This is a genomic window from Exiguobacterium sp. MH3, assembly GCF_000496635.1.
Lineage (GTDB): Bacteria > Bacillota > Bacilli > Exiguobacteriales > Exiguobacteriaceae > Exiguobacterium_A > Exiguobacterium_A indicum.
Genome location: NC_022794.1, coordinates 1,762,090 through 1,783,713, shown reverse-complemented (window position 1 = coordinate 1,783,713; position 21,624 = coordinate 1,762,090). Strand labels below are relative to the sequence as shown.

The 21,624-nt window shown below is 46.7% G+C and carries 22 protein-coding genes and 1 tRNA gene; 20 read left to right on the top strand and 3 right to left on the bottom strand.

What is annotated here, in order from left to right; translation table 11 throughout:
- Positions 1 to 32: 32 nt before the first annotated feature.
- The 20 genes from U719_RS09575 (at position 33) to U719_RS09480 (ending at position 20,451) form a co-directional block, all read left to right on the top strand.
- A complete protein-coding gene (locus tag U719_RS09575) occupies positions 33 to 326 on the top strand; it encodes a hypothetical protein (RefSeq protein ID WP_023468563.1) in 294 nt (97 codons plus the stop codon).
- On the top strand, positions 319 to 2,331 hold the full coding sequence (locus U719_RS09570) for a BglG family transcription antiterminator (protein WP_023468562.1): 2,013 nt from the start codon (positions 319 to 321) through the stop codon (positions 2,329 to 2,331). The genes U719_RS09575 and U719_RS09570 overlap by 8 nt, the downstream gene beginning before the upstream one ends.
- Before the next feature lie 193 nt (positions 2,332 to 2,524).
- Positions 2,525 to 3,955 (top strand): PTS mannitol transporter subunit IICB, encoded by a 1,431-nt coding sequence (locus tag U719_RS09565; protein ID WP_023468561.1) that lies wholly within the window; start codon positions 2,525 to 2,527, stop codon positions 3,953 to 3,955.
- A 34-nt stretch (positions 3,956 to 3,989) separates the two neighbouring features.
- A complete protein-coding gene (locus tag U719_RS09560) occupies positions 3,990 to 4,427 on the top strand; it encodes a PTS sugar transporter subunit IIA (RefSeq protein ID WP_023468560.1) in 438 nt (145 codons plus the stop codon).
- Positions 4,428 to 4,429: 2 nt separating this feature from the next.
- Positions 4,430 to 5,572 carry a mannitol-1-phosphate 5-dehydrogenase gene (locus U719_RS09555; RefSeq protein WP_023468559.1) on the top strand — a complete coding sequence of 381 codons (1,143 nt, stop codon included), beginning with the start codon at positions 4,430 to 4,432 and terminating at the stop codon, positions 5,570 to 5,572.
- Positions 5,573 to 5,825: 253 nt separating this feature from the next.
- Positions 5,826 to 6,608, top strand: coding sequence for a hypothetical protein (locus tag U719_RS09550; protein ID WP_235147580.1), 783 nt, complete (start codon positions 5,826 to 5,828; stop codon positions 6,606 to 6,608).
- A gap of 68 nt (positions 6,609 to 6,676) precedes the next feature.
- Positions 6,677 to 7,201, top strand: coding sequence for a TraR/DksA C4-type zinc finger protein (locus U719_RS09545; RefSeq protein WP_023468557.1), 525 nt, complete (start codon positions 6,677 to 6,679; stop codon positions 7,199 to 7,201).
- 195 nt (positions 7,202 to 7,396) lie between these two features.
- Entirely contained in the window at positions 7,397 to 8,917 is a 1,521-nt protein-coding gene (adh, locus tag U719_RS09540) for an aldehyde dehydrogenase (RefSeq protein ID WP_023468556.1), read from the top strand.
- A 22-nt stretch (positions 8,918 to 8,939) separates the two neighbouring features.
- Positions 8,940 to 9,302, top strand: coding sequence for a DUF779 domain-containing protein (locus U719_RS09535; RefSeq protein WP_023468555.1), 363 nt, complete (start codon positions 8,940 to 8,942; stop codon positions 9,300 to 9,302).
- Between the two features lie 184 nt (positions 9,303 to 9,486).
- Entirely contained in the window at positions 9,487 to 10,497 is a 1,011-nt protein-coding gene (locus U719_RS09530; protein WP_023468554.1) for a S66 peptidase family protein, read from the top strand.
- Positions 10,498 to 10,512: 15 nt separating this feature from the next.
- Positions 10,513 to 10,854: a hypothetical protein gene (locus U719_RS09525; protein ID WP_023468553.1), complete on the top strand. Its 342-nt coding sequence runs from the start codon at positions 10,513 to 10,515 to the stop codon at positions 10,852 to 10,854.
- Positions 10,855 to 10,875: 21 nt separating this feature from the next.
- Positions 10,876 to 11,808 carry an alpha/beta hydrolase gene (locus tag U719_RS09520; protein ID WP_023468552.1) on the top strand — a complete coding sequence of 311 codons (933 nt, stop codon included), beginning with the start codon at positions 10,876 to 10,878 and terminating at the stop codon, positions 11,806 to 11,808.
- A gap of 42 nt (positions 11,809 to 11,850) precedes the next feature.
- Positions 11,851 to 11,934, top strand: a tRNA-Leu gene (locus U719_RS09515).
- Positions 11,935 to 12,135: 201 nt separating this feature from the next.
- Positions 12,136 to 12,903 carry a transporter substrate-binding domain-containing protein gene (locus U719_RS09510; protein WP_023468551.1) on the top strand — a complete coding sequence of 256 codons (768 nt, stop codon included), beginning with the start codon at positions 12,136 to 12,138 and terminating at the stop codon, positions 12,901 to 12,903.
- A gap of 31 nt (positions 12,904 to 12,934) precedes the next feature.
- Positions 12,935 to 13,579, top strand: a complete 645-nt coding sequence (locus U719_RS09505) for an amino acid ABC transporter permease (protein ID WP_023468550.1) — start codon at positions 12,935 to 12,937, stop codon at positions 13,577 to 13,579.
- Entirely contained in the window at positions 13,576 to 14,304 is a 729-nt protein-coding gene (locus U719_RS09500; RefSeq protein ID WP_023468549.1) for an amino acid ABC transporter ATP-binding protein, read from the top strand. The genes U719_RS09505 and U719_RS09500 overlap by 4 nt, the downstream gene beginning before the upstream one ends.
- A 312-nt stretch (positions 14,305 to 14,616) precedes the next feature.
- The gene (locus tag U719_RS09495; protein ID WP_023468548.1) at positions 14,617 to 17,457 is read left to right on the top strand and encodes a 2-oxoglutarate dehydrogenase E1 component; all 2,841 of its coding nucleotides are present in this window, start codon (positions 14,617 to 14,619) and stop codon (positions 17,455 to 17,457) included.
- A 35-nt stretch (positions 17,458 to 17,492) separates the two neighbouring features.
- Positions 17,493 to 18,737, top strand: coding sequence for a 2-oxoglutarate dehydrogenase complex dihydrolipoyllysine-residue succinyltransferase (gene odhB / locus U719_RS09490; RefSeq protein WP_023468547.1), 1,245 nt, complete (start codon positions 17,493 to 17,495; stop codon positions 18,735 to 18,737).
- A gap of 157 nt (positions 18,738 to 18,894) precedes the next feature.
- Complete coding sequence (locus U719_RS09485) at positions 18,895 to 19,791, top strand: glycerophosphodiester phosphodiesterase (RefSeq protein ID WP_023468546.1); 897 nt, start codon at positions 18,895 to 18,897, stop codon at positions 19,789 to 19,791.
- 216 nt (positions 19,792 to 20,007) lie between these two features.
- Complete coding sequence (locus U719_RS09480) at positions 20,008 to 20,451, top strand: Rrf2 family transcriptional regulator (RefSeq protein ID WP_023468545.1); 444 nt, start codon at positions 20,008 to 20,010, stop codon at positions 20,449 to 20,451.
- A gap of 53 nt (positions 20,452 to 20,504) precedes the next feature.
- On the opposite strand, the gene mnhG is transcribed toward U719_RS09480, so the two are convergent.
- The 3 genes from mnhG to U719_RS09465 are packed head-to-tail and all read right to left on the bottom strand — an operon-like array spanning position 20,505 to position 21,623.
- A complete protein-coding gene (gene mnhG, locus U719_RS09475) occupies positions 20,505 to 20,879 on the bottom strand; it encodes a monovalent cation/H(+) antiporter subunit G (RefSeq protein WP_023468544.1) in 375 nt (124 codons plus the stop codon).
- On the bottom strand, positions 20,863 to 21,099 hold the full coding sequence (locus U719_RS09470; RefSeq protein ID WP_369792086.1) for a Na(+)/H(+) antiporter subunit F1: 237 nt from the start codon (positions 21,097 to 21,099) through the stop codon (positions 20,863 to 20,865). The genes mnhG and U719_RS09470 overlap by 17 nt, the downstream gene beginning before the upstream one ends.
- A gap of 47 nt (positions 21,100 to 21,146) precedes the next feature.
- Positions 21,147 to 21,623 carry a Na+/H+ antiporter subunit E gene (locus tag U719_RS09465; protein ID WP_023468542.1) on the bottom strand — a complete coding sequence of 159 codons (477 nt, stop codon included), beginning with the start codon at positions 21,621 to 21,623 and terminating at the stop codon, positions 21,147 to 21,149.
- Position 21,624: the final 1 nt, after the last annotated feature.

The following is a 21,624-nucleotide window of genomic DNA, read 5'->3' as shown; positions in this document are numbered from 1 at the left end:
TATTCTTATAAAATGAAGAGGAGGTATGACAGATGAATTCAGAAATCATCTATTTCGTATGCGAGAGTGGAATGGCGAGTAGTATCATGGGGGCTACGATTTTAAGAAAGCGCTTACTTGAATGTGGTATTACGACAGACGTCAAGACATGTCGGATCGCAGAACTACCTGATCAAGCAGCTTTTATCGTCGGAGAAACGCAACTCGTCCATCGACACGTATGGAAAACACATTGTTCGGTTCATCCAGTCGATCGGATTCTTGATCCGACTGCATATGACGTCATCCTCGAATCTTGGCAGAAAAGAGTGAGGCTGCATGACTGAATTTACACCACGGGAACATGATATCTTATTTTTCCTCTTATCACGCGAGGAACCTGTTCAAATACAAGAGATTGCGGAAACGCTCGAGACATCGGAACGAACGATTCAACGTGAACGCGATCGTCTTGCCCAGTCTTTAGAAGATCATAATTTGCGTTTGACATATGTTCGCGGCAGAGGTCTCTTAATTGAGGGAACGGACGAAGCCAAACATGCATTACGGGACCAACTCTTATTGTCACATAAACAATTACCGAACGCTGAAGATCGCCAAGTCGAGTTAGCGTATCGGCTACTACAAGAAGAAGGGATGGTCAAATTACAGGCAATCGCCCATGCGATGTATGTGGCTCCGAGCACCGTTAGCCAGGATTTAGAACGGATTGATGAATGGTTTCTACAATATGACCTTGAAATCAAGCGCAAAAAAGGTATTGGTGCCGAAGTCATCGGCGAAGAAATCAACAAACGCCGTTTACTGATTTCATTGATCTTTACGCAATGGGATGTTCTCGCTTTCTATCGGTTGTTACAAGGCGACGCCGGGCAATTACCTCATCTGTTACGCATGAATCGAACATCCTGGCTTGAGATGATCAATCAAGCGTACGCGGTCATAGCGCCATTGACGAAAGAAGGGCGTCTCAATGACCGACAAATCATGCGTGCGACACTCAGCTTAGCTTTACAAGCGTTACGCAAAGATCAGTTTCCGATGCGTTACGAGTTAAAAGCGTATCCGGTCGAAATCCTCAAATGGGTGGAACGCGTCGAAGAGCGTTTACCTGACACGTTGTCGATTGCCGAACGCCAATGGTTATCAGAAGAATTGCGTGCTTTCTTTCAATCGGACGCAGGAGATACGGAGGAACTCGTCACGCGCCTTCGTGTAAAACGATTGATTGAGCATGTCTCCTTATTATATGGAACGAACTTTACGAAGGATCACGCGCTAGAACGCGGACTCGTCTCGCATATTCAATCGTACACACGTCAAAATAGCGTCAATCCGTCCTATGTCATCAAACAAATCGAACGGGAATATCCGCGCTTGTTTGATGCGGTCAAACAAACAGCACTGTCGATCTTCACCGATGCGACATTTGAAGACGTAGATTTAGCATTTTGGGTCATGCATTTCGGTGCCGTGCTCAGCAAACCGACACCAAAACTCCCATATCGTGTTCTAGTCGTCTGCTCTGCTGGACTCGGTTCCTCGAAGTTGTTGATGAATCGGCTACGGCAAGAATTCGCTGAACTCGAGCACATCGATAACTCGTCCCTGTTTGGCATCGAACGGTTACCAATCGACTCGTACGACTTTGTATTGTCGACTGTGCCATTGCCTGACATTCGTCCACCACATCTTCTCGTCAACCCATTGCTTCCTCAGGATGAGGTCGAACGGATTCGGAAATTAATTCTCGCCTTGCCTAAATCCTTTCAACCGGCACCGCGAAAGACGAAAACGGAATGGCTCGAACTTGAGCAATTGCATCGGCTCGTTGCGTCGTCCATTCAAGTATCGGACGGATTCCGAATGGAACGGTTAGAGCGGGTGGGCGATGGGATTGAATCGCTCTTGTTTGAGATCAGTACACGCATGGTCGAGCAAGGATTGGCGAAGTCAGCTGTTTCGCTCTCTGGACAATTGCTACGTCGTCATGAGATGTCAGGTCTTGGTATTCCGGGAACGCGGCTTGCGCTGTTTCACGGACGCGATGCGACGATTCAACGAGGGGGATTCCTCATCTTTGAATTGCCTGAACCGATCGACTTGCTCGGAATGGATCAACAGTTACAATCCGTCGAACGGCTCCTCGTCTTGGTCGCACCGGAAGAGACCTCGAACGAACTGCTTGAATTACTCAGTTCGATCAGTGCTGCGATCATCGAGAGTCCCGAACAAATGGATCAATTCGAGTTCGGGGAGGAACAGACGATTCGTCTGCTATTGAATCGAACGTTTCGAACGGTCATTGATCAGTTCCTCGGTCACACTTAAAAAAATCCCTGTCACTCCATTCCTGAAGTGACAGGGATTTTTTTATGTCAAGCAGGCTTCTTTCCAGTCTGTCCAACTTCTTGGACAAAGACTGAACTAGGAAAGATTGAGTAAGCGCTTGCAGTACTCTTACAATAAGGTCATAGCAAAGCAATCATCTTATCAACTCATACACGAAATGGAGGCTAACACAATGGCGACAGCTCAAAATGGAGCACGGGGCATCCGTGTACAAGTTCAACGGTTCGGAAGCTTTTTAAGCGGTATGGTCATGCCGAACATCGGTGCATTCATCGCCTGGGGGATCATCACGGCACTGTTCATCCCAACTGGATGGGCACCAAATAAGGAACTCGGTGAACTCGTCGGTCCGACGATCACCTATCTCTTACCGTTGCTGATCGGATACACAGGCGGGAAATTAATGCATGACGTCAGAGGGGGTGTCGTCGGGACGCTCGCGACGATGGGGGTCATCGTCGGCACAGAGATTCCGATGTTCCTCGGTGCCATGATCATGGGACCACTTGGTGGATACGTCATCAAAAAGTTCGATCAGTTGATCGAAGGAAAAGTCAAACCGGGTCTCGAGATGCTCGTCAACAATTTCTCGGTCGGAATCATTGGTGGTTTGTTGATGCTCGGTGGGTTCAAGTTATTCGGACCACTCATGACAGGTCTTGACGACATCATGGCTGCAGCAGTTGGTGCAATCGTCAGTGCGCACTTATTACCGCTTGCTAGTTTATTCATCGAACCAGCGAAAATTTTGTTCTTAAATAACGCCATCAACCACGGTATCTTAAGCCCACTTGGTCTCGATCAAGTGAATGAAGCAGGAAAATCGGTACTGTTCCTACTCGAAGCTAACCCGGGTCCGGGTCTCGGATTGTTACTCGCGTACTCGTTCTTCGGTTCTGGTGCAGCAAAGAAAACAGCACCGGGTGCCGCGTTCATTCAGTTCATCGGTGGGATTCACGAAATTTACTTCCCGTATGTCTTGATGAAGCCGGTCTTATTGCTTGCGATGATCGCAGGTGGTATGAGTGGAATTCTCACATTCGTCCTATTTGATGTCGGTTTAGTCGCACCTGCTTCGCCAGGTAGTATCATTGCGGTTCTTGCGATGGCATCCCGCGGCTCTTACATCGGATTGATCGCCGGTGTCCTTGTTTCAGCGTCTGTGACATTCGTTGTCTCGACTGTCTTATTGAAAACAAGCAAAGCAAAAGAGACATCGCTTGAAGAAGCAAGCGCGAACGTCAGTGCGATGAAAGGCAAACAATCGATTGCCTCGACACTCGTTTCAGCTGATGCTAAACCACTTGCGGAAGTCGAACATATCATTTTCGCTTGTGACGCTGGTATGGGATCAAGTGCGATGGGAGCATCCGTCCTTCGCAATAAAATCAACAAAGCGGGCTTACCGATCAAGGTAACGAATACGTCAATCAGTCAATTGCCGCAAAACGCCGAACTGATCATCACGCATCGTGATTTGACGGAGCGAGCGAAGGAACAGGTTCCAACGGCAGAACACCGATCAGTCGATAATTTCTTGAATGCCGGTTATTATGACCAACTCGTTCATGAGATTGAAACAGCACGAAATAAGATTTCTTAAAAATAAAGATAGAGATATTCAAGGAGGAATAAACATGACAACGACAATGAACCTTTCACCGGAACTCGTATTACTGGATCAACAATTCGCAGACGAGACGGCAGCCATTACGGCTGCCGGTCAACTCCTCGTCGACCATGGATATGTCGAAGCGGGTTATATCGATTCAATGCAGGAGCGTCACGCTTTATCAACGGTTTATATCGGCAACCATGTCGCAATTCCCCACGGAACAGAGTCGGCTAAATCACAAGTCAAGAAAACGGGGCTATCGATTCTACAAGTACCGCAAGGCGTAGCGTTCGGAACGGAACAAGCACGACTCGTCATCGGTATCGCTGGTGTTGGGGACGAACACCTCGAGTTGTTATCGAATATCGCAGTCATTTGCTCCGATGAGGAGAACGTCGAGCGTATCGTGGCAGCGAAATCAAAAGAAGAAATCATTGCCTTATTGACAGCGGAGGTGTAAGCATGAAAGCCATTCATTTTGGTGCCGGTAACATTGGACGTGGTTTCATCGGCTTACAACTCGTCAAGACGGGTTACGAAGTCTGTTTCGTAGATGTCAATACGACGGTCGTCGATGCATTAAAATCACGACATACCTATGAGGTCGGTTATGCCTCTGAACAAGGAGGACGTGAACGGGTCGACGGCGTGACGGCGCTCAACAGTTTGTCTGAACCGGATCAGGTCATTGCAGCGATTCGCGATGCAGATGTGATTACGACAGCTGTCGGTCCGAGCTTGTTGTCGAAAGTAGCTCCTTTGATCGCGGAAGGGTTACGTCAACGTGATCAACAGACACCTGTCTACGTCATTGCGTGTGAGAATATGATCGGTGGGTCAAAACACTTGCAAGCGGAGGTAGCGAAACATCAGACGGTAGCGGAGAACTGGTATTTCCCGAATGCAGCGGTTGACCGGATCGTGCCGCTTCAGCATCATGAAGACCCGTTGTACGTCGAAGTGGAAGAATTCTTCGAATGGGTGATTGAGACGACTGGACTACCGGAAGCCTATCCACGGATTAAAGGTGTTACCTATGTCGAAAACATCGAACCGTTCATCGAGCGGAAACTGTTCACCGTTAATACGGGACATGCGATCGCTTCGTACCTCGGAGCACTCTTTCATAAAGAGACAATCGCTGAAAGTCTAACGGATCCACGCATCCGTCGTGGTGTCCAGACAGCACTTTACGAAACAGGGTGGTTGTTACTTGAAAAGTACGGCTTTAACCCCGTCGACCATAGTGCGTATATCCAAAAGAATATGAAACGCTTTGAAAACCCGCGAATTCATGATGAAATCATTCGTGTCGCTCGTTCACCGATTCGTAAACTGAGTCCAAGTGACCGACTCGTCAAACCAGCGAAGGAATTGATGGAGCGCGGGATTGAAGCAGATGGATTAGCGCGCGGAATCGCAGCAGCACTGACCTATTTCGATCCAAATGATTCAGAATCTTCTGAATTAAATGCATATATCACGAAACATGGAATTGAAGATGCGTTAAACGCATATCTAAAACTGTCAGCAACGGATCCACTTGGATCTCGAATCATCGAACATTATGAAGCGATGCAACAACAAGTCAATTCGATTGCTTGAGAATAAGTGTGCGCACCACCTTTCACGTTACGTGAAGGGTGGTTTTGTATATCTAATAACACGTAGCGCATCGTCATCGAAATAATCAGTTTTTGCAAATCTTCTATCACAATTTGATTACAATTTGTATATTCAATTTGGAATATTCGAAAACGAATATTTAGCGATTAAAATACATTGTACGCTATATGAACGGAACATCTCTATTCCGATTTTTCAGGTAAGAGAAGGTGATAATATGTTGAATTATAAAGTGAACGTATATAGATTAAACGGAGCACGACCAAAAGCAACAAAAGGAACCGGACCAAAACATTTGATTTATTCGAGTCAATTTTCTTCACGTACACCAGTCCATTTATTGCATCAACTCATCTTGAATCGACTATTGGTTGAACAAGAAAAAAACCTTGATTTGACTTACACGATCGAAGTAAATGCAGTACTTGATCAATTTGTGATCGACGTTCGTGTCTTTTCAACAGATACGGTCAGTGTCAAAGTAGAGCGTGACTTGATTGAAATCATTGAACGAGAAGAAGTCCGTCATATCCCAGCGCTTGAAATCGGAAAACCGGATTTTGCGGAATTCGCCCACATCGTCTTAAAGGTCAAGGAAGGTGGACCACGACTGTCACAAGAGGATACGCAACGAATATTCAATGAGTCTGGTGTTCGAGGACGAATCATCCTGCATAAGGAACGAATCGACAGTCATGAACCGTCACATTCGATTCAACTACTGATTGGTGGGACGGAAAAGTCTTTATATAGTCTCTCGCAATACCAGCTTGATCCACTTTTCCGTAAACATGGGTTAACGATTCAATCCTTGAATCTGTTACCGTTTGATTTATTCATGATTCGTGACAAAATCGCGATGCTGTCTTCGGCAGATGCTTCGCAACTGTGGATCGATGACATCACGACATCCAAGAACGGACGATCACATCAGATTTGTTTTAACGATGGGAATGAATGCATGACGGTTATCTGTGATCTTCATGGATCAATTCGTTCTTATAAGTGTTCGTGATGGTTTAACTCTTCTTCGAATAGGCTACATTCTTAACAGAGGTTCTAACGAAGGGGAGTCGAACAATCATGTTATCTAAACAACAGACGGAAGAATTCAAGCAACGATTATTAAAGGAAAAAGAAAAGACGACATCAAACATCGAACAACGCGATACCGATTACGATGAAGGTGAATTGTCGAGTTACGATAATCATCCTGCCGATTCCGGCGATGAATTATTCTTACGGGAACGCGATCAAGCGATCACGGACATGCAAGAGGATATGCTCTCTGATGTGGATCGTGCCCTAAAAGCGATCGAGGACGGAACGTATGGCATTTGTAAGGTCTGTGGAAAAGAGATTGAGATTGAGCGTCTTGATATCATTCCGGAAACGCTATTATGTATCGAGCATGCAAAAGAAGAAGCAGAACAAAACGAGAACGATCCGAATTCGCGACCAAGTGAAGAAGATGTACTGGATCCATCTGTTACAGCCCGCGGGAAAGACATCGACGGTGATACGGATGGATTCTCGAAAGTAAGTGATTTCGGTAGTTCCGATACACCGTCTGACCAAGAAGACGGAATTGACCCGACACGGTCTTGACCGGCAAAACATCTCCCGAAAATGGAGATGTTTTTTCTCGAAAAAAATCACAGATATTTACCGGAATTTTTTGACTTTTCATATAATTTTGGTACGATGGTATCGAGGGGGCTGTTTTAGCCTATATTAAAATGTAAGCGCATACAAGCATCCGTCTCACTGCTTGACCATTTTAGTTGAGGGAGGAAATAACGCATGATTTATGACATTCCGAACAAGCAAGGGTCAAAAGTACAGTACAAGGAACGGTATGAAAATTACATCAATGGAAAGTGGACGGCACCTGTCGGGGGAGAATATTTTGATAATGTCACACCTGTCACTGGTAAAGTATTGTGCCAAGTCGCTCGTTCCGGTAAGGAAGACATCGAACTGGCTCTTGATGCAGCACACGCGGCAAAAGAAGCATGGGGAAAAACGTCTGTAACGGAACGCTCAAACATTTTAAATAAAATCGCGAATCGGATGGAAGAAAACCTTGAGATGCTCGCTTATGCAGAGACACTTGAGAACGGGAAAGCGGTCCGTGAGACACTCAACGCCGATCTACCGCTCGCAATCGATCACTTCCGTTATTTCGCCGGCGTCATCCGTGCCCAAGAAGGTTCGGTCGGCGAACTCGATCAAGACACGGTAGCGTACCACTTCCATGAGCCACTTGGCGTCGTTGGTCAAATCATTCCGTGGAACTTCCCTCTCCTGATGGCTGTCTGGAAGCTGGCACCGGCTCTCGCAGCAGGAAACTGTGTCGTCTTAAAACCAGCAGAACAAACACCAGCGAGCATCATGGTACTCGTTGAGCTCATTGAGGATTTACTCCCACCGGGTGTTCTTAACATCGTCAACGGTTTTGGTCTTGAAGCAGGGAAACCGCTCGCGTCGAGCAAACGGATTGCCAAAATCGCCTTTACGGGTGAGACAACGACAGGACGTTTGATCATGCAGTACGCATCGCAAAACTTGATTCCGGTCACCCTCGAGCTCGGTGGGAAATCACCGAACATCTTCTTCGAAGATATCATGCAGGCAGATGATGCTTTCTTCGATAAAGCAATCGAAGGATTACTGATGTTTGCGTTGAACCAAGGAGAAGTCTGTACGTGTCCGTCGCGTGCCTTGATTCAAGAATCAATTTACGAGCCGTTCATGGAACGTGTTCTTGAGCGTGTCAAAGCCATCAAGATCGGAAATCCTCTTGATTCGGACGTCATGATGGGGGCTCAAGCTTCGAACGAACAGATGGAGAAAATCCTTTCATATCTTGAAATCGGTAAGTCGGAAGGCGCAGAGTGTCTCATCGGTGGAGAGCGTAACATGCTTGAAGGGGATCTTGCCGAAGGATATTACATCCAACCAACGATCTTCAAAGGGCATAACAAGATGCGAATCTTCCAAGAAGAAATTTTCGGACCGGTTCTATCGGTCACGACATTCAAAACGGAAGAAGAAGCACTCGAAATTGCGAATGATACGTTATATGGTCTTGGTGCCGGCGTCTGGACACGCGATATGAACCGTGCTTACCGGTTTGGTCGTGCAATCGAAGCAGGACGTGTCTGGACGAACTGTTATCACCAATATCCAGCTCACGCGGCGTTTGGTGGTTACAAAATGTCAGGGATCGGACGTGAAAACCATAAGATGATGCTCAACCATTACCAACGGACGAAAAACCTACTCGTTAGCTACAACCCGAATAAACTCGGTTTCTTCTAAGTCGGAAAGGACGTGGATGCAAATGGTGGAACGTGTTCAGGCGACAGCAGCTTGTCTAGAGTTAATCGACCAGTTGAGAGAAAAACACGGTCCGTTGATGTTTCATCAATCTGGTGGTTGTTGCGATGGCAGTTCCCCGATGTGTTTTGCGCAGGGTGATCTATTCCTGGGAGATCAGGATAAAAAACTGGGAGAGATCGGTGGTTGTCCGTTTTATATTCATGAAGATCAATATGAGTACTGGAAACATACGCAACTCATCATTGATGTCGTGGATGGTCGAGGCGGAATGTTCTCTCTTGAAGGTGTCGAAGGGAAACGTTTTTTGACACGCTCCCGTGCGTTCACGCAAGAGGAATACGCTGAACTATCAGCATCAAGCTAAGGAATCAAACACGGTTTCGTCGAGGTGACTTGTTCATTCAGGTCGCTCGTACGGAATCGTGTTTTTTGTTCGTATCACGACGTTCGAACAGGATAAAAGTTGGTAATGCGGCATAAGAACGGTATAATGAACTCATATTTTGACGAGAAGATAGTTTCACACTATGACATTATAGGGGGTCACCATGAAATATCCATTTTTAGGTTGGACAGGTCAAACGATCGGAGTGACGGCGCCCTCCTCCGGATTAAGTGAACAGCAACAGGAATGGGTCGAACGAGCAGTTGAACAGGTACAAGCACGACAAATGAACGTCCGTTTAGGCGAAACGATTTGGTCGCATCAACATGCTGAGAGTGCACCGGCTAAACAACGGGCCGAAGAATTGAACCGCATGATGACGGATGAGACGATTGATGCCGTCATCCCGCCATTTGGCGGGGAACGCGCCATTGATCTTTTACCTGAGTTGACGCTAGCTACTTACCAAACAAAATGGTTGCTTGGCTATTCCGATATCAGTACGCTATTGCTCAGTCTGACGCTTCAGACGGGAATTGCAACAGCACATGGTCCGAATTTCGTTGAGCTTCGAAGTGAAGAATGGGACGAGACGACAAGTGCCTGGCGACGAGTACTTGCGACGCCAACTGGAGGAACCGTTACACAGTGGGCTTCCGATCGTTATCAATCCAAATGGACTGATGAAGAACGTCCAGCAGGTTCGTTATTTCAGCTAACGGAAGCGACGGAATGGAAAGCACTTGATGAGCGAACAGAAGTGACCGGACGTATACTTGGTGGGTGCCTAGAGACGATTCGCCATCTGATTGGGACACCGTATGGAGATGTGCAGCGTTTCCAGCGTGAAGAGATCAACGGAGAACCGATACTCTGGTACTTTGAGGTGTCTGAAGCGAATTCGGCAGAGGTGCACCGGACGCTGCGACAAATGGCGTATGCTGGCTGGTTCAACCATGCGGCTGGCTTTTTATTCGGGCGCACGTCTGCAAGGATTACAGAAGACCTGACATGGCTAAACGTGTATCAATATCTAGCGGATGAGACAGGCTTACCAGTCTTATACGATCTTGACATCGGTCATCAGCCGCCGCAGGTGACGTTAATCAATGGAGCGACGGGTACGGTTCGTATTCAAGGAAAAGATTCACGAATCGATCTGACGTTCAACTAAAAAGGAGAGCACGCAATGGCACGTCGTAAGTTTCAAGCATTAGGCGTTTATAAACGCGTCCATATCAATCCGGAGACACGTCGGATGACGTTACCGGAACCATTTTACGATGCACTTCGTCTAGAAGATGAATTGCTGATTGCACAAGTCGGAGATGTTCTCGTCATGCGACGTCCGGGGGAGGTCGTCGAGACAGAAACAGATTTATTGAGCGAACTCGTAGAAGATGGATTCACGGGTACAGAGCTCGTCCAAGAATTTGCCTACCGGCGTCAGCAACAAGAACAGCGATTACGTCAACAAGTCTTGCAGGATGAAGAGGATGACCATGCTGCTCAACTGAAGATCGAGTTATAACGGAAAGAAGGAGTGGGGCAGATGCGTCGCAGAACAAAAATTGGAATCGGAGTCATCGGATCCGGATTAGTAGCAGCGAGTTATTATTTTTACGAGATGGCAATCGCTACGAATCCAAAGCCATTCTTATCGAATAATCGAGATCTAAGTGACGAGATGGTCCGATTGATGCAACCTGGTCAGACATGGATCAAGGAGCAACCGCTTGAGCGGATCGAGATTGAAGCGAAAGACGGTTTAACGTTACGCGGGCATTTTCTTCCGTCACCTGTTCCGTCAAATCGGATCGTCATTCTCGTGCACGGGTACGGAGGCGTCGGAACGGATTTAGCCGGATTCGCCTATCTGTACCATCAGGCCGGTTTCCATGTCATGATGCCCGATAATCGTGGACACGGAATGAGTGACGGTCACTACATCGGATTCGGATGGCATGATCGGGAAGATTGTCTCAGTTGGTCGAACTATCTGATTGAACGGATCGGACAGGAGGCGAAACTATTCCTGCATGGCGTATCGATGGGAGGGGCGACCGTATTGATGACGAGTGGCGAACAACTCCCACCACAAATCAAAGGAATCATTTCTGATTGTGCCTATACGTCCGTTAATGCAGTCCTTGCGTATCAGATGAAGCGGATGTACCGTCTACCACACTTTCCGTTCTTAGGCATGACGAGCGTATTGACGAAGCTAAAGGCTGGTTATACGTTCCGTGAAGCATCTGCGCTGAAACAGGTCAAAAAGGCACAAGTACCGATTTTGTTCATCCATGGTGGGGCGGATACATTCGTACCGACAGACATGGTGTATGAGCTGTATGAAGCTTGTCCAACGGAAAAAGAGCTCGTCGTCATTCCAAATGCCGCTCATGCGATGGCCTATTTTGAGGATCCAGCATTGTATGATGATGTCGTCGAGAAGTTCGTTCGCAACATCTTGCGAAATGATTGACAACTCCGTTCTTTACCCGCTATATTAATATCATAAATCAACGTCGTCGTGGCGGAACTGGTAGACGCGCTAGACTCAGAATCTAGTGGTGGCAACACCGTGGAGGTTCAAGTCCTCTCGGCGGCATAAATGATTGAAGGAGGCAATCCCAGCAGGGGGTTGCCCTTTTTTTATTGCTGAATAGAAAACGATTACAACGAATAAAAATTCAGAAATATTTATCTTTTTAGAATTTTTCTGGTAAAATACGTTTTAAAGAGGGTACTCTTCAGGGAAAGTACTAAGTGAAGTAGACAATCTTTAACACATAGGAGAGGGGAAACAAACATGAAAAAAGGGAGTATCTTGCTAGCGCTCTTGATGAGCTGTGTTCTCGTACTTGGTGCATGTAGCATCGGTTCGAAAGAAGAAGAGTCGTCTGAAGGAAAGACTTATAAGGTCGGCATTGACGTCACGTATCCACCATTCGAATATAAAGACGGGGATACGTACAAAGGAATCGACATCGATCTCATGAAAGCAATTGCGAAGGATCAGAACTTCAAGATTCAATTTGAGGCGATGGACTTTAGCGGCATCATTCCGGCACTTCAAGCAAATCAATTGGACGTTGCCATTGCCGGTATGAGTATTACGCCAGAACGGAAGAAAGTCGTCACATTCTCGGATCCATACTTCAAAGCTGGTCTTATTCTAGTCGTCAAAGAAGATGAGAATGGTATTAAATCTGTCAACGATTTAAAAGGGAAAAAAGTAGCCGTCAAAAAGGGAACGACGGGTGCGAAATATGCAACGGATAACGCAGATAAACTGGGCTTTACAGTCACACAGTTCAATGACAGTCCAGCGATGTTCCAAGAAGTGAAGAATGGTAACGCTGCTGCTTTGATTGAAGATTATCCTGTCATCTCATATGCAAACAAACAACAAAACCTTGGATTAAAACTTGTCGGAGACCGTCTCAACGGGGACAACTACGGAATCGCTGTCTTAAAAGGTGAGAACGAGGATCTGATGAAGAAAATCAACAAAGGGCTTGCGAATCTGAAAGAAAACGGTGAATACGATAAAATCGTTGACACGTATCTGAAATAAGTCGCAAGGCGATAAGGGAGTGGGATAGCCAATGGAAGTGGTCAAAACCGCATTTCCATTTTTCTTGGAAGGGCTTCAAGTCACATTGTATATTTTCATCATCGCGGTCATCGTCGGCTTTCTGATTGGCTTAGTCGTCGCATTGATGCGGTTATCACCATCAAAAATCTTAAACGGGATCGCAATTGTCTATATTGATGTCATTCGCGGAACGCCGTTCATCGTTCAGTTATTCTTCATCTATTTTGGACTCAATTCGCTCGAATGGTTATCGATGGACCGGATGTATGCAGGGATATTGACGGTCGCAATCAATGCCGGTGCTTATTTTGCGGAGATCATTCGAGCTGGTATCCAGTCGATTGATAAAGGACAAACAGAAGCTGCGCGTTCACTCGGGATGACAGGGCGTCAAACGATGGTACAGATCATCTTACCGCAAGCATTCCGACGGATGTTACCAACGATTACGAACCAATCGATCATCAGCTTAAAAGATACATCGTTGCTGTCGATCATCGGAATCGCTGACTTGACGCAACAAGGTCAGGTTCAGCAATCGACGACGTTCGAACCATTTATCGTCTGGTCTGTCGTCGGATTGATGTACTTCGTCATCATTTATCTCTTGTCCTTAGTGGCGAAGTTCTTGGAACGGAGGTTTACATTACGATGAGTATCATTGAAGTGAAGAACTTAAAAAAATCCTTCGGTTCGAATGAAGTCTTAAAAGACATCAACGTCTCGATTGCAGAAAAAGAAGTCGTTTGTGTCATCGGTCCGTCGGGATCTGGGAAAAGTACGTTTTTACGCTGTTTGAATCGATTGGAAGAGATCACGGGTGGCACGGTCATCGTCGATGATTTCGACATTACGAGTCCAAAGGTCGATATCAACAAGGTCCGGGAAGAAGTCGGGATGGTCTTTCAACATTTTAATCTCTTCCCACATAAGACCGTGCTAGAAAACGTCACGCTCGCACCGATTAAAGTGCGTAAATCGGATAAAGAACAGGCGAAACAGCGGGCACTTGAACTACTCGATAAAGTCGGATTACGTGAAAAAGCGGATAATTATCCAGGTGAATTATCTGGAGGTCAAAAACAGCGGGTCGCTATTGCCCGCGCGCTTGCGATGAATCCGAAAATCATGTTGTTTGATGAGCCAACGTCAGCGCTTGACCCGGAAATGGTCGGTGACGTGCTTGCCGTCATGAAACAGCTTGCCCTTGAAGGCATGACGATGGTCGTCGTGACCCATGAGATGGGATTTGCTCGAGAGGTTGGAGATCGCGTCTTATTCATGGATGGTGGCTATATCGTCGAAGAGAACGTGCCACAAGCATTGTTTGATTCTCCACAACACGAACGGACGCAATCGTTCCTTAGTAAAGTCTTATGATGGAACCGGCGTATCTAAATGCGGATACGCCGGTTTTTTGACGAATCATAAATAACTGGCTAAGCGCTCATAAGAAAAACTTATACATTTAAGCGCAAGAATTTGGGAATTCGAAATGCACACACAGGAAAAGAGTAGTAATATAGTAACGAAGGCACTTTCATGGAAGAATGACACGATCATTCCTTCTCATGACGTTCAGCGTTTTATTCATGCAATTCCTTTTGAAAGCGCTAACAGGTAGAGGGCTGGAAACACATCGAGTATCCACTGGATGTGTGGGGAGAAATATAGAAACGGGGGGAACCGTACATGGCAGGCCACGAGCAAGATCAACAAGCATTCTATGGACCAAACCTTGGCTACATCATTGAATTGTACGAGCGTTTTTTAGAAGACAAAACATCCGTTGATGAGGAGACACGTGCTTACTTCGAAGAGCATGGTGCACCCGTGACGGAACCAGTTGTACCGATGCAAGTCGAGACAGGAGATTTCGAAAAATATCTTGCGGCGAATCGTTTAGCGGAACAAATTCGTGCAAAAGGACATCTTGCGGCGGATATCTATCCGCTGAAGGACCATCCGCGAGAAACAGGATTATTTGAATTGAGTCAGTACGGATTGACAGAAGCAGATCTTCGAAAAATGCCAGTCTCACTCGTCTGTCCTGAACCACCAACTGGTGTACAGGACGCATTTGAAGGCATCGAACATTTAAAAGCGCAGTACACGGGAGCAGCCGCAGTTGAGTTCCAGCATGTCGACGATCTCGATGAAAAGAAATGGCTCCGTCAGAAAATCGAGCAAGGTGCTTTGACAGCGACGCTAGATGCTGAACAAAAGAAACAGTTGTTCAAACGCTTAGCTGAAACGGACCTCTTCGAAAAATACTTGCACAAAACATACGTCGGTCAAAAACGCTTCTCGATTGAAGGACTTGACGCGATGGTGCCATTGCTCGACACAATCGTCGGACACCTCATCTCGAACGGGTCGGAGACGATCAATATCGGAATGGCACACCGTGGACGGTTGAACGTTTTGGCGCACGTACTCGGGAAGCCGTATGAAATGATCTTTGCTGAGTTCCAGCATGCACCAAACCACGACCTCGTACCATCTGAAGGCTCGATTGGGATCACGTACGGTTGGACGGGCGACGTGAAGTATCACCTCGGTTTAAACCGAAAACTTGAGCAAGAGACACGTAACGTGCGGATGACGCTTGCGAACAATCCGTCGCACCTTGAGTTCGTCGACCCAGTCGTCGAAGGCTTCACACGTGCGGCACAAGATGATCGCTCACAAAAAGGAGCACCACGCCAAGAGCAAGCGGCTGCTGCTGCGATCCTGATCCACGGTGATGCAGCGTTCCCAGGTCAAGGAATCGTGGCTGAAACATTGAACTTAGCGAATCTCAAAGGATATAACACCGGCGGAACGATTCATATCATCGCGAACAACACGATCGGCTTCACGACGGAGCCGACGGACTCCCGTTCGACGCGTTACTCGAGTGATCTTGCCAAAGGATATGAGATCCCAGTCTTCCACGTCAATGCGGATGAGCCGGAAAGCTGTCTCGCTGTCGCGTTGCTCGCGAGCGAGTACCGGGCAACGTTTAAGAAGGATGTCATGATTGATTTGATCGGATATCGTCGTTTTGGTCATAACGAAATGGATGAACCGATGAATACGAACCCGGTCTTATACGATTTGATTCATAAACATGATCCAATTCGTGTCTTGTACGGGAAAACACTTGTCGCGAACGGGGATGCGACAGCTGACGAAATTCAATCGATTGAAACATCGATCAATGACCAGATGAAAGCAGCTCGTGAAAAAGTACCAAACGTCGAGAAAGAGTACGGTGGGGTCATGCCGGACGTCGTCTTTAAAGGCGTTCCGACCATCGAGACAGGGGTCTCGATTGAAACATTGACGGCGTACAATGAAGAATTATTACAGTGGCCGGACGGCTTCCAAGTGTTCCATAAACTTGAGAAGGTCCTGAAGCGCCGGACGGATGCGTTCTCAACGAAGAACGGAATTGACTGGGGACATGCCGAAACATTGGCGTTCGCTTCGATTCTCTCAGATGGAACACCCATCCGCTTGAGCGGTCAAGATTCTGAACGGGGAACGTTCGCACAACGGAACATTAATCTTCATGATGTGAAAACAGGAGAAGGCTTCTCGCCACTCCATGCCTTGTCAACGGCAACTGCATCATTCTCGGTCTACAACAGTCCGTTGTCTGAAGCAGGTGTACTTGGTTTTGAATACGGTTATAACGTCTTCGCTCCGGAAACACTTGTATTATGGGAAGCGCAATATGGGGACTTTGCGAACTCAGGTCAAGTCATCTTCGACCAGTTCATCTCAGCTAGCCGAGCAAAATGGGGACAAACGTCAGGTCTCGTCATGTTGCTTCCGCATGGTTATGAGGGGCAAGGACCAGAACACTCGAGTGGTCGTTTAGAACGTTTCTTGACGTTATCGGGTGAGAAAAACTGGACGGTCGCGAACGTGTCAAGTGCTGCCCAGTACTTCCACCTGTTGCGCCGACAAGCAGCGATTCTCGGGAAAGAGGAAGTCCGACCGCTCGTCGTCATGACGCCGAAGAGTCTCTTGCGTCATCCGCTTGCAACATCCGATGTCTCTGAGTTGACGGAAGGTAGTTTCCAACGTGTCATCGAACAAGCTGGACTTGGCGAAGCACCAGATCGTGTTAAACGTCTTGTGTTCTGTTCTGGTAAGATGGCAATCGATCTAGCAGAAGCCGTTTCAAAATCAGATGAGAATCTCGATTGGCTACAAATCGTCCGGGTCGAGGAGTTGTATCCGTTCCCGGCGAAAGCCTTACAAGAAGTCATCGCGCGCTATGAAGCCGTCGAAGAGATGGTCTGGGTACAAGAAGAACCGAAAAACATGGGGGCTTGGTCCTTCATGGAACCTCGACTTGAGACAGTCGCACCGAACGGCATCCAAACCGTCCGTTACATCGGTCGTCGTCGTCGTTCTAGTACAGCAGAAGGTGACCCGTCAGGTCATAAAGTAGAGCAGGCACGTATCATCAATGATGCACTCACAGCGACTGTTTCTACTCCAACAGCACCATCACACGTATCAAATCACACATTATAACTTAAGATAGAATCGAGTCATAGGGGGAGAATACGATGGAAATCAAAGTACCAGAACTTGCCGAATCAATTACTGAAGGAACGGTGGCGTCTTGGTTAAAACAACCAGGTGATCACGTGGAAAAAGGGGAAGCCATCGTTGAGCTCGAGACAGATAAAGTCAACATCGAAGTACCGTCAGATGAAGCAGGTACGTTGACGGAAGTGATGGCTGCTGAAGGAGATACAGTTCGCGTCGGGGAAACGATTGCTGTCATCTCTGCTGGTGGCGAGGCTTCAAAACCGGCTGCGGCAGAACCAGTACAAGAAACGCCAAAAGCAGAAGAAAAAGCGGAACAACCGGTGGCTGCAGCAGCGACTGAAAGTACATCTGTTGCGGATCGTCCGATTGCTTCACCTGCTGCCCGTAAACTGGCTCGTGAAAAAGGAATCGATTTAGCACAAGTGGCGACGCAAGATCCACTTGGTCGCATCCGCGTCCAAGACGTCGCGACGTTTGAAGTAGCACCACGTGAGCAAGCAAAACCGGCTCCTACGAAACCCGCTACACCGGCACCAGCACCTGCAGCCGCTCCTGGGAAACCGGAAGAGCGAATCAAGATGTCACGCCGTCGTAAGACGATTGCGAACCGACTCGTTGAAGTTCAACAAACGGCAGCGATGTTGACGACATTCAATGAGATCGATATGTCAGCGGTCATGGCACTACGTAAACGTCGCCAAGAGAAATTTGTGAAGGAAAACGAAGTCAAGCTCGGCTTCATGTCATTCTTTACAAAAGCAGCAGTCGCAGCACTGAAGAAGATGCCATACTTGAATGCTGAGATTCAAGGGGATGAAATCGTCCTGAAGAAATTCTACGATATCGGGATTGCGGTCTCAGCACCGGACGGTCTCGTCGTTCCTGTCGTACGTGATGCGGACAAGAAGAACTTCGCTGAGATTGAAAAAGATATCATTCAACTCGCTGTCAAAGCGCGTGACAACAAACTCGGTCTATCTGACTTGACGGGTGGTACGTTCACGATCACGAATGGTGGTACGTTCGGTTCACTCATGTCGACACCGATCTTAAACGGTCCACAAGTCGCGATTCTAGGGATGCATGCAATCAACTTGCGTCCTGTCGCGATTGATGCTGAACGGATGGAAAACCGTCCGATGATGTATGTCGCACTCTCCTACGACCACCGAATCGTTGATGGAAAAGAAGCCGTTACGTTCCTGAAGCACATCAAAGATTTGCTTGAAGATCCAGAGTCATTGATTTTCGAAGCGTAAGTTTCAAGAAGACCCGTTTGATCGAACGGGTCTTTTTCTATGTCGTAATAACACTTTGTCATCAAATCACGAAATGACATTTACATTTTCTCTATATCAGCTTCATACATACGACTTAGGATAGGTATTGTAAGAATATTTCAAGGGGGAATCAATTATGTTGAAACAATTTGGGTTAACGATGGCTGCAGGCGCGATATTAAGTACAGGTTTTCCGACAGAAGATGTCGGTGCACAATCAAAAGGAAAATCATTGCTCGATCCAAATCGAATCATCAACGTCGCTCACCGCGGAGCTTCCGGGTATGCACCAGAGCATACGATGCCAGCTTATGAAATGGGACATAAGAAATTTAAAGCAGATTACATCGAGATTGACTTACAGATGACAAAAGATGGTCAATTGATTGCGATGCACGATGAAACGGTTGATCGGACGACAGATGGGACGGGTGCTGTCAAAGACAAGACACTTGAAGAAATCAAGAAGCTTGATGCAGGAAGCTGGTTCAATGAAGTAAACCCTTCACTTGCTCGAAAAGAGTACGCTGGATTAAAAGTGCCGACACTTGAAGAAATTTTCTCGACATATGGAAAGCATGCGAACTATTATATTGAAACAAAATCGCCAGAGGTTTATCCAGGTATGGAAGAGAAGTTATTGAATACCTTAAAAGCTTATGGTTTATCGAGTGATCGTGTAAAACCGGGTCAAGTCTTAATTCAATCGTTCAGTGAAGCAAGCCTTCAAAAAGTCAAAGCCATGGATCCGAATGTACCGCTTATTCAGTTGATGGAAGCGAACGAAGTCAAGGCATTGACGGATGATCGATTGACTGCAATCCGTCAGTATGCAGTCGGTGTCGGTCCTTCCTTCAAAGCGTTGACACGTGAGAACGTCTCAGCGATTCGCGCGCATGATTTATTACTTCACCCGTATACTGTCAATGAAAAAGCGGATATGGTACGTATGCTTGATTATGGTGTTACAGGTGTCTTTACGAACTATGCCGACCGTTTCAATGATGTCGTGAAAGGGCTGTACAAAAAATAAAGTAAAAACGAAACAGTACTATTTCTTCTTTCGAACAGGAAAGGAGGAATAGTTTTTTGTTTTTAAAACTCGTATTTTAAATCCAATATTTCATTCCATACGTAAACCCTATAGAGGTTTATCAGAATTTCGAATCATGAGACAAAACAATGTAGTCAGTTTCGTATTTCATGGTACGATAACAGTGCAGTTTTGGGAAGGAATGGAGTGAGGATCGTGAGAATTACACAGTATACGGATTATGGACTACGTGTGTTGATGTATCTCGGGGTGCACCGGGATGTTATCACACCAATGCCGCAGATTGCCAAGCATTATGGCATCTCATCCAACCATTTAATGAAGGTAACACAACAATTAGCGAAACTTGGCTATGTCGAATCAACAAGAGGTCGGTCAGGCGGACTCCGTTTGATTCGTGAGCCAAAAGACATCAACATCGGGAAAGTCGTTCGGGAGATGGAACCGATGGATATCGTCGAGTGTTTTGGAAGCAACGGTCATTGTGTCATCGAACCAGGATGCCGTCTAAAAGGTGTGCTCGGACGAGCGCTTCGAGCTTTTATCCGGGAACTGGAACAGCATACATTAGAAGAATTGCTAGATAATCGTGATGAGTTGGCACTCTTGTTTGCTGCCTCATCTTTACAGCGTTCCTAATCAAAAAACCCTCGTTTCCGTGAATGGAAGCGAGGGTTTTGTCAGATCGATACTTATACGTCATCTTGGCGTTTCTTTGGTTCCACATGTTCTTTATTCTGGGACAAGTCGTCACGAACAGACGATTTCCACAACGGAACATTGCTGTAATATGCAGCACGAGCGATCAGATGTCCTCCAATCGGTGCTGTGATGAGCACGAACAGGATGCCGAGAACGACACGAGAGGAGAAGAATCCATCTTCAGTGACGAAATAGATGATGACGCCGATTAAAATCGACATGACACCTAATGTCGCGCTTTTAGATGCAGCGTGAGCACGCGTATAGACATCCGGTAAGCGGATCAGACCAAGCGCGGTGACGAGACTAAATCCCATACCGAGCAAGGCGAAGACCGCGACGATCAATTCATTGGTTGCGATCACGTTCGATGATCTCTCCTTTCTCGATATATTTTGAAAAGGCAACTGTACCGATGAAGGCGAGTATACCAATCAACAGGATGACTTCGAGGTAGTCGCTCGTCCGTAAGATGATCGAGACAAGTCCAACGATTGAAATCAAGCTGATACCAATTGAATCAAGCGCGATGACACGATCCGCAATACTTGGTCCTTTGATGACCCGGTAAAACAGACCAAGCATCGAGAGAAAGACACCCCCGAGTGCGATATAGATTAAAATATCGAACATCACCGACTCACCTCCAGAATGGCTTTCTCAAAACTATCGCGAATCGAAGCGACCGCTTCATCGACCTCTGGCATGTGGAGTGCATGAATGTAGAGTGTCTTATTATCATCCGAGATATCAACGACAAGCGTTCCCGGTGTCAGCGTGATCAGCATTGACAGCAACGTGATTTGCCACGGTTGATCGAGTTCGGTCTCATAGGCGAAGATACCAGGTTGAATATCTAACTTCGGCTTTAAAATGATTTTCAAGACATCGATGTTCGCGACGACAAGCTCGTAGAGAAAGCGGAAAAACAATAGGACGAGTGCGACGACAGGTCCGAGATAAAAGCGACCTTTGAAGCCGCGACGGAAAGCGAACATCGCAATCAGCCCTAGCGCGTAACCGATGACGAAACCGGAGGCCGAGAAATTGTTTGAGAGAAACATCCACAAGAATGCAAGAAATAAGTTGAGCAAGACTTGAAATGCCATG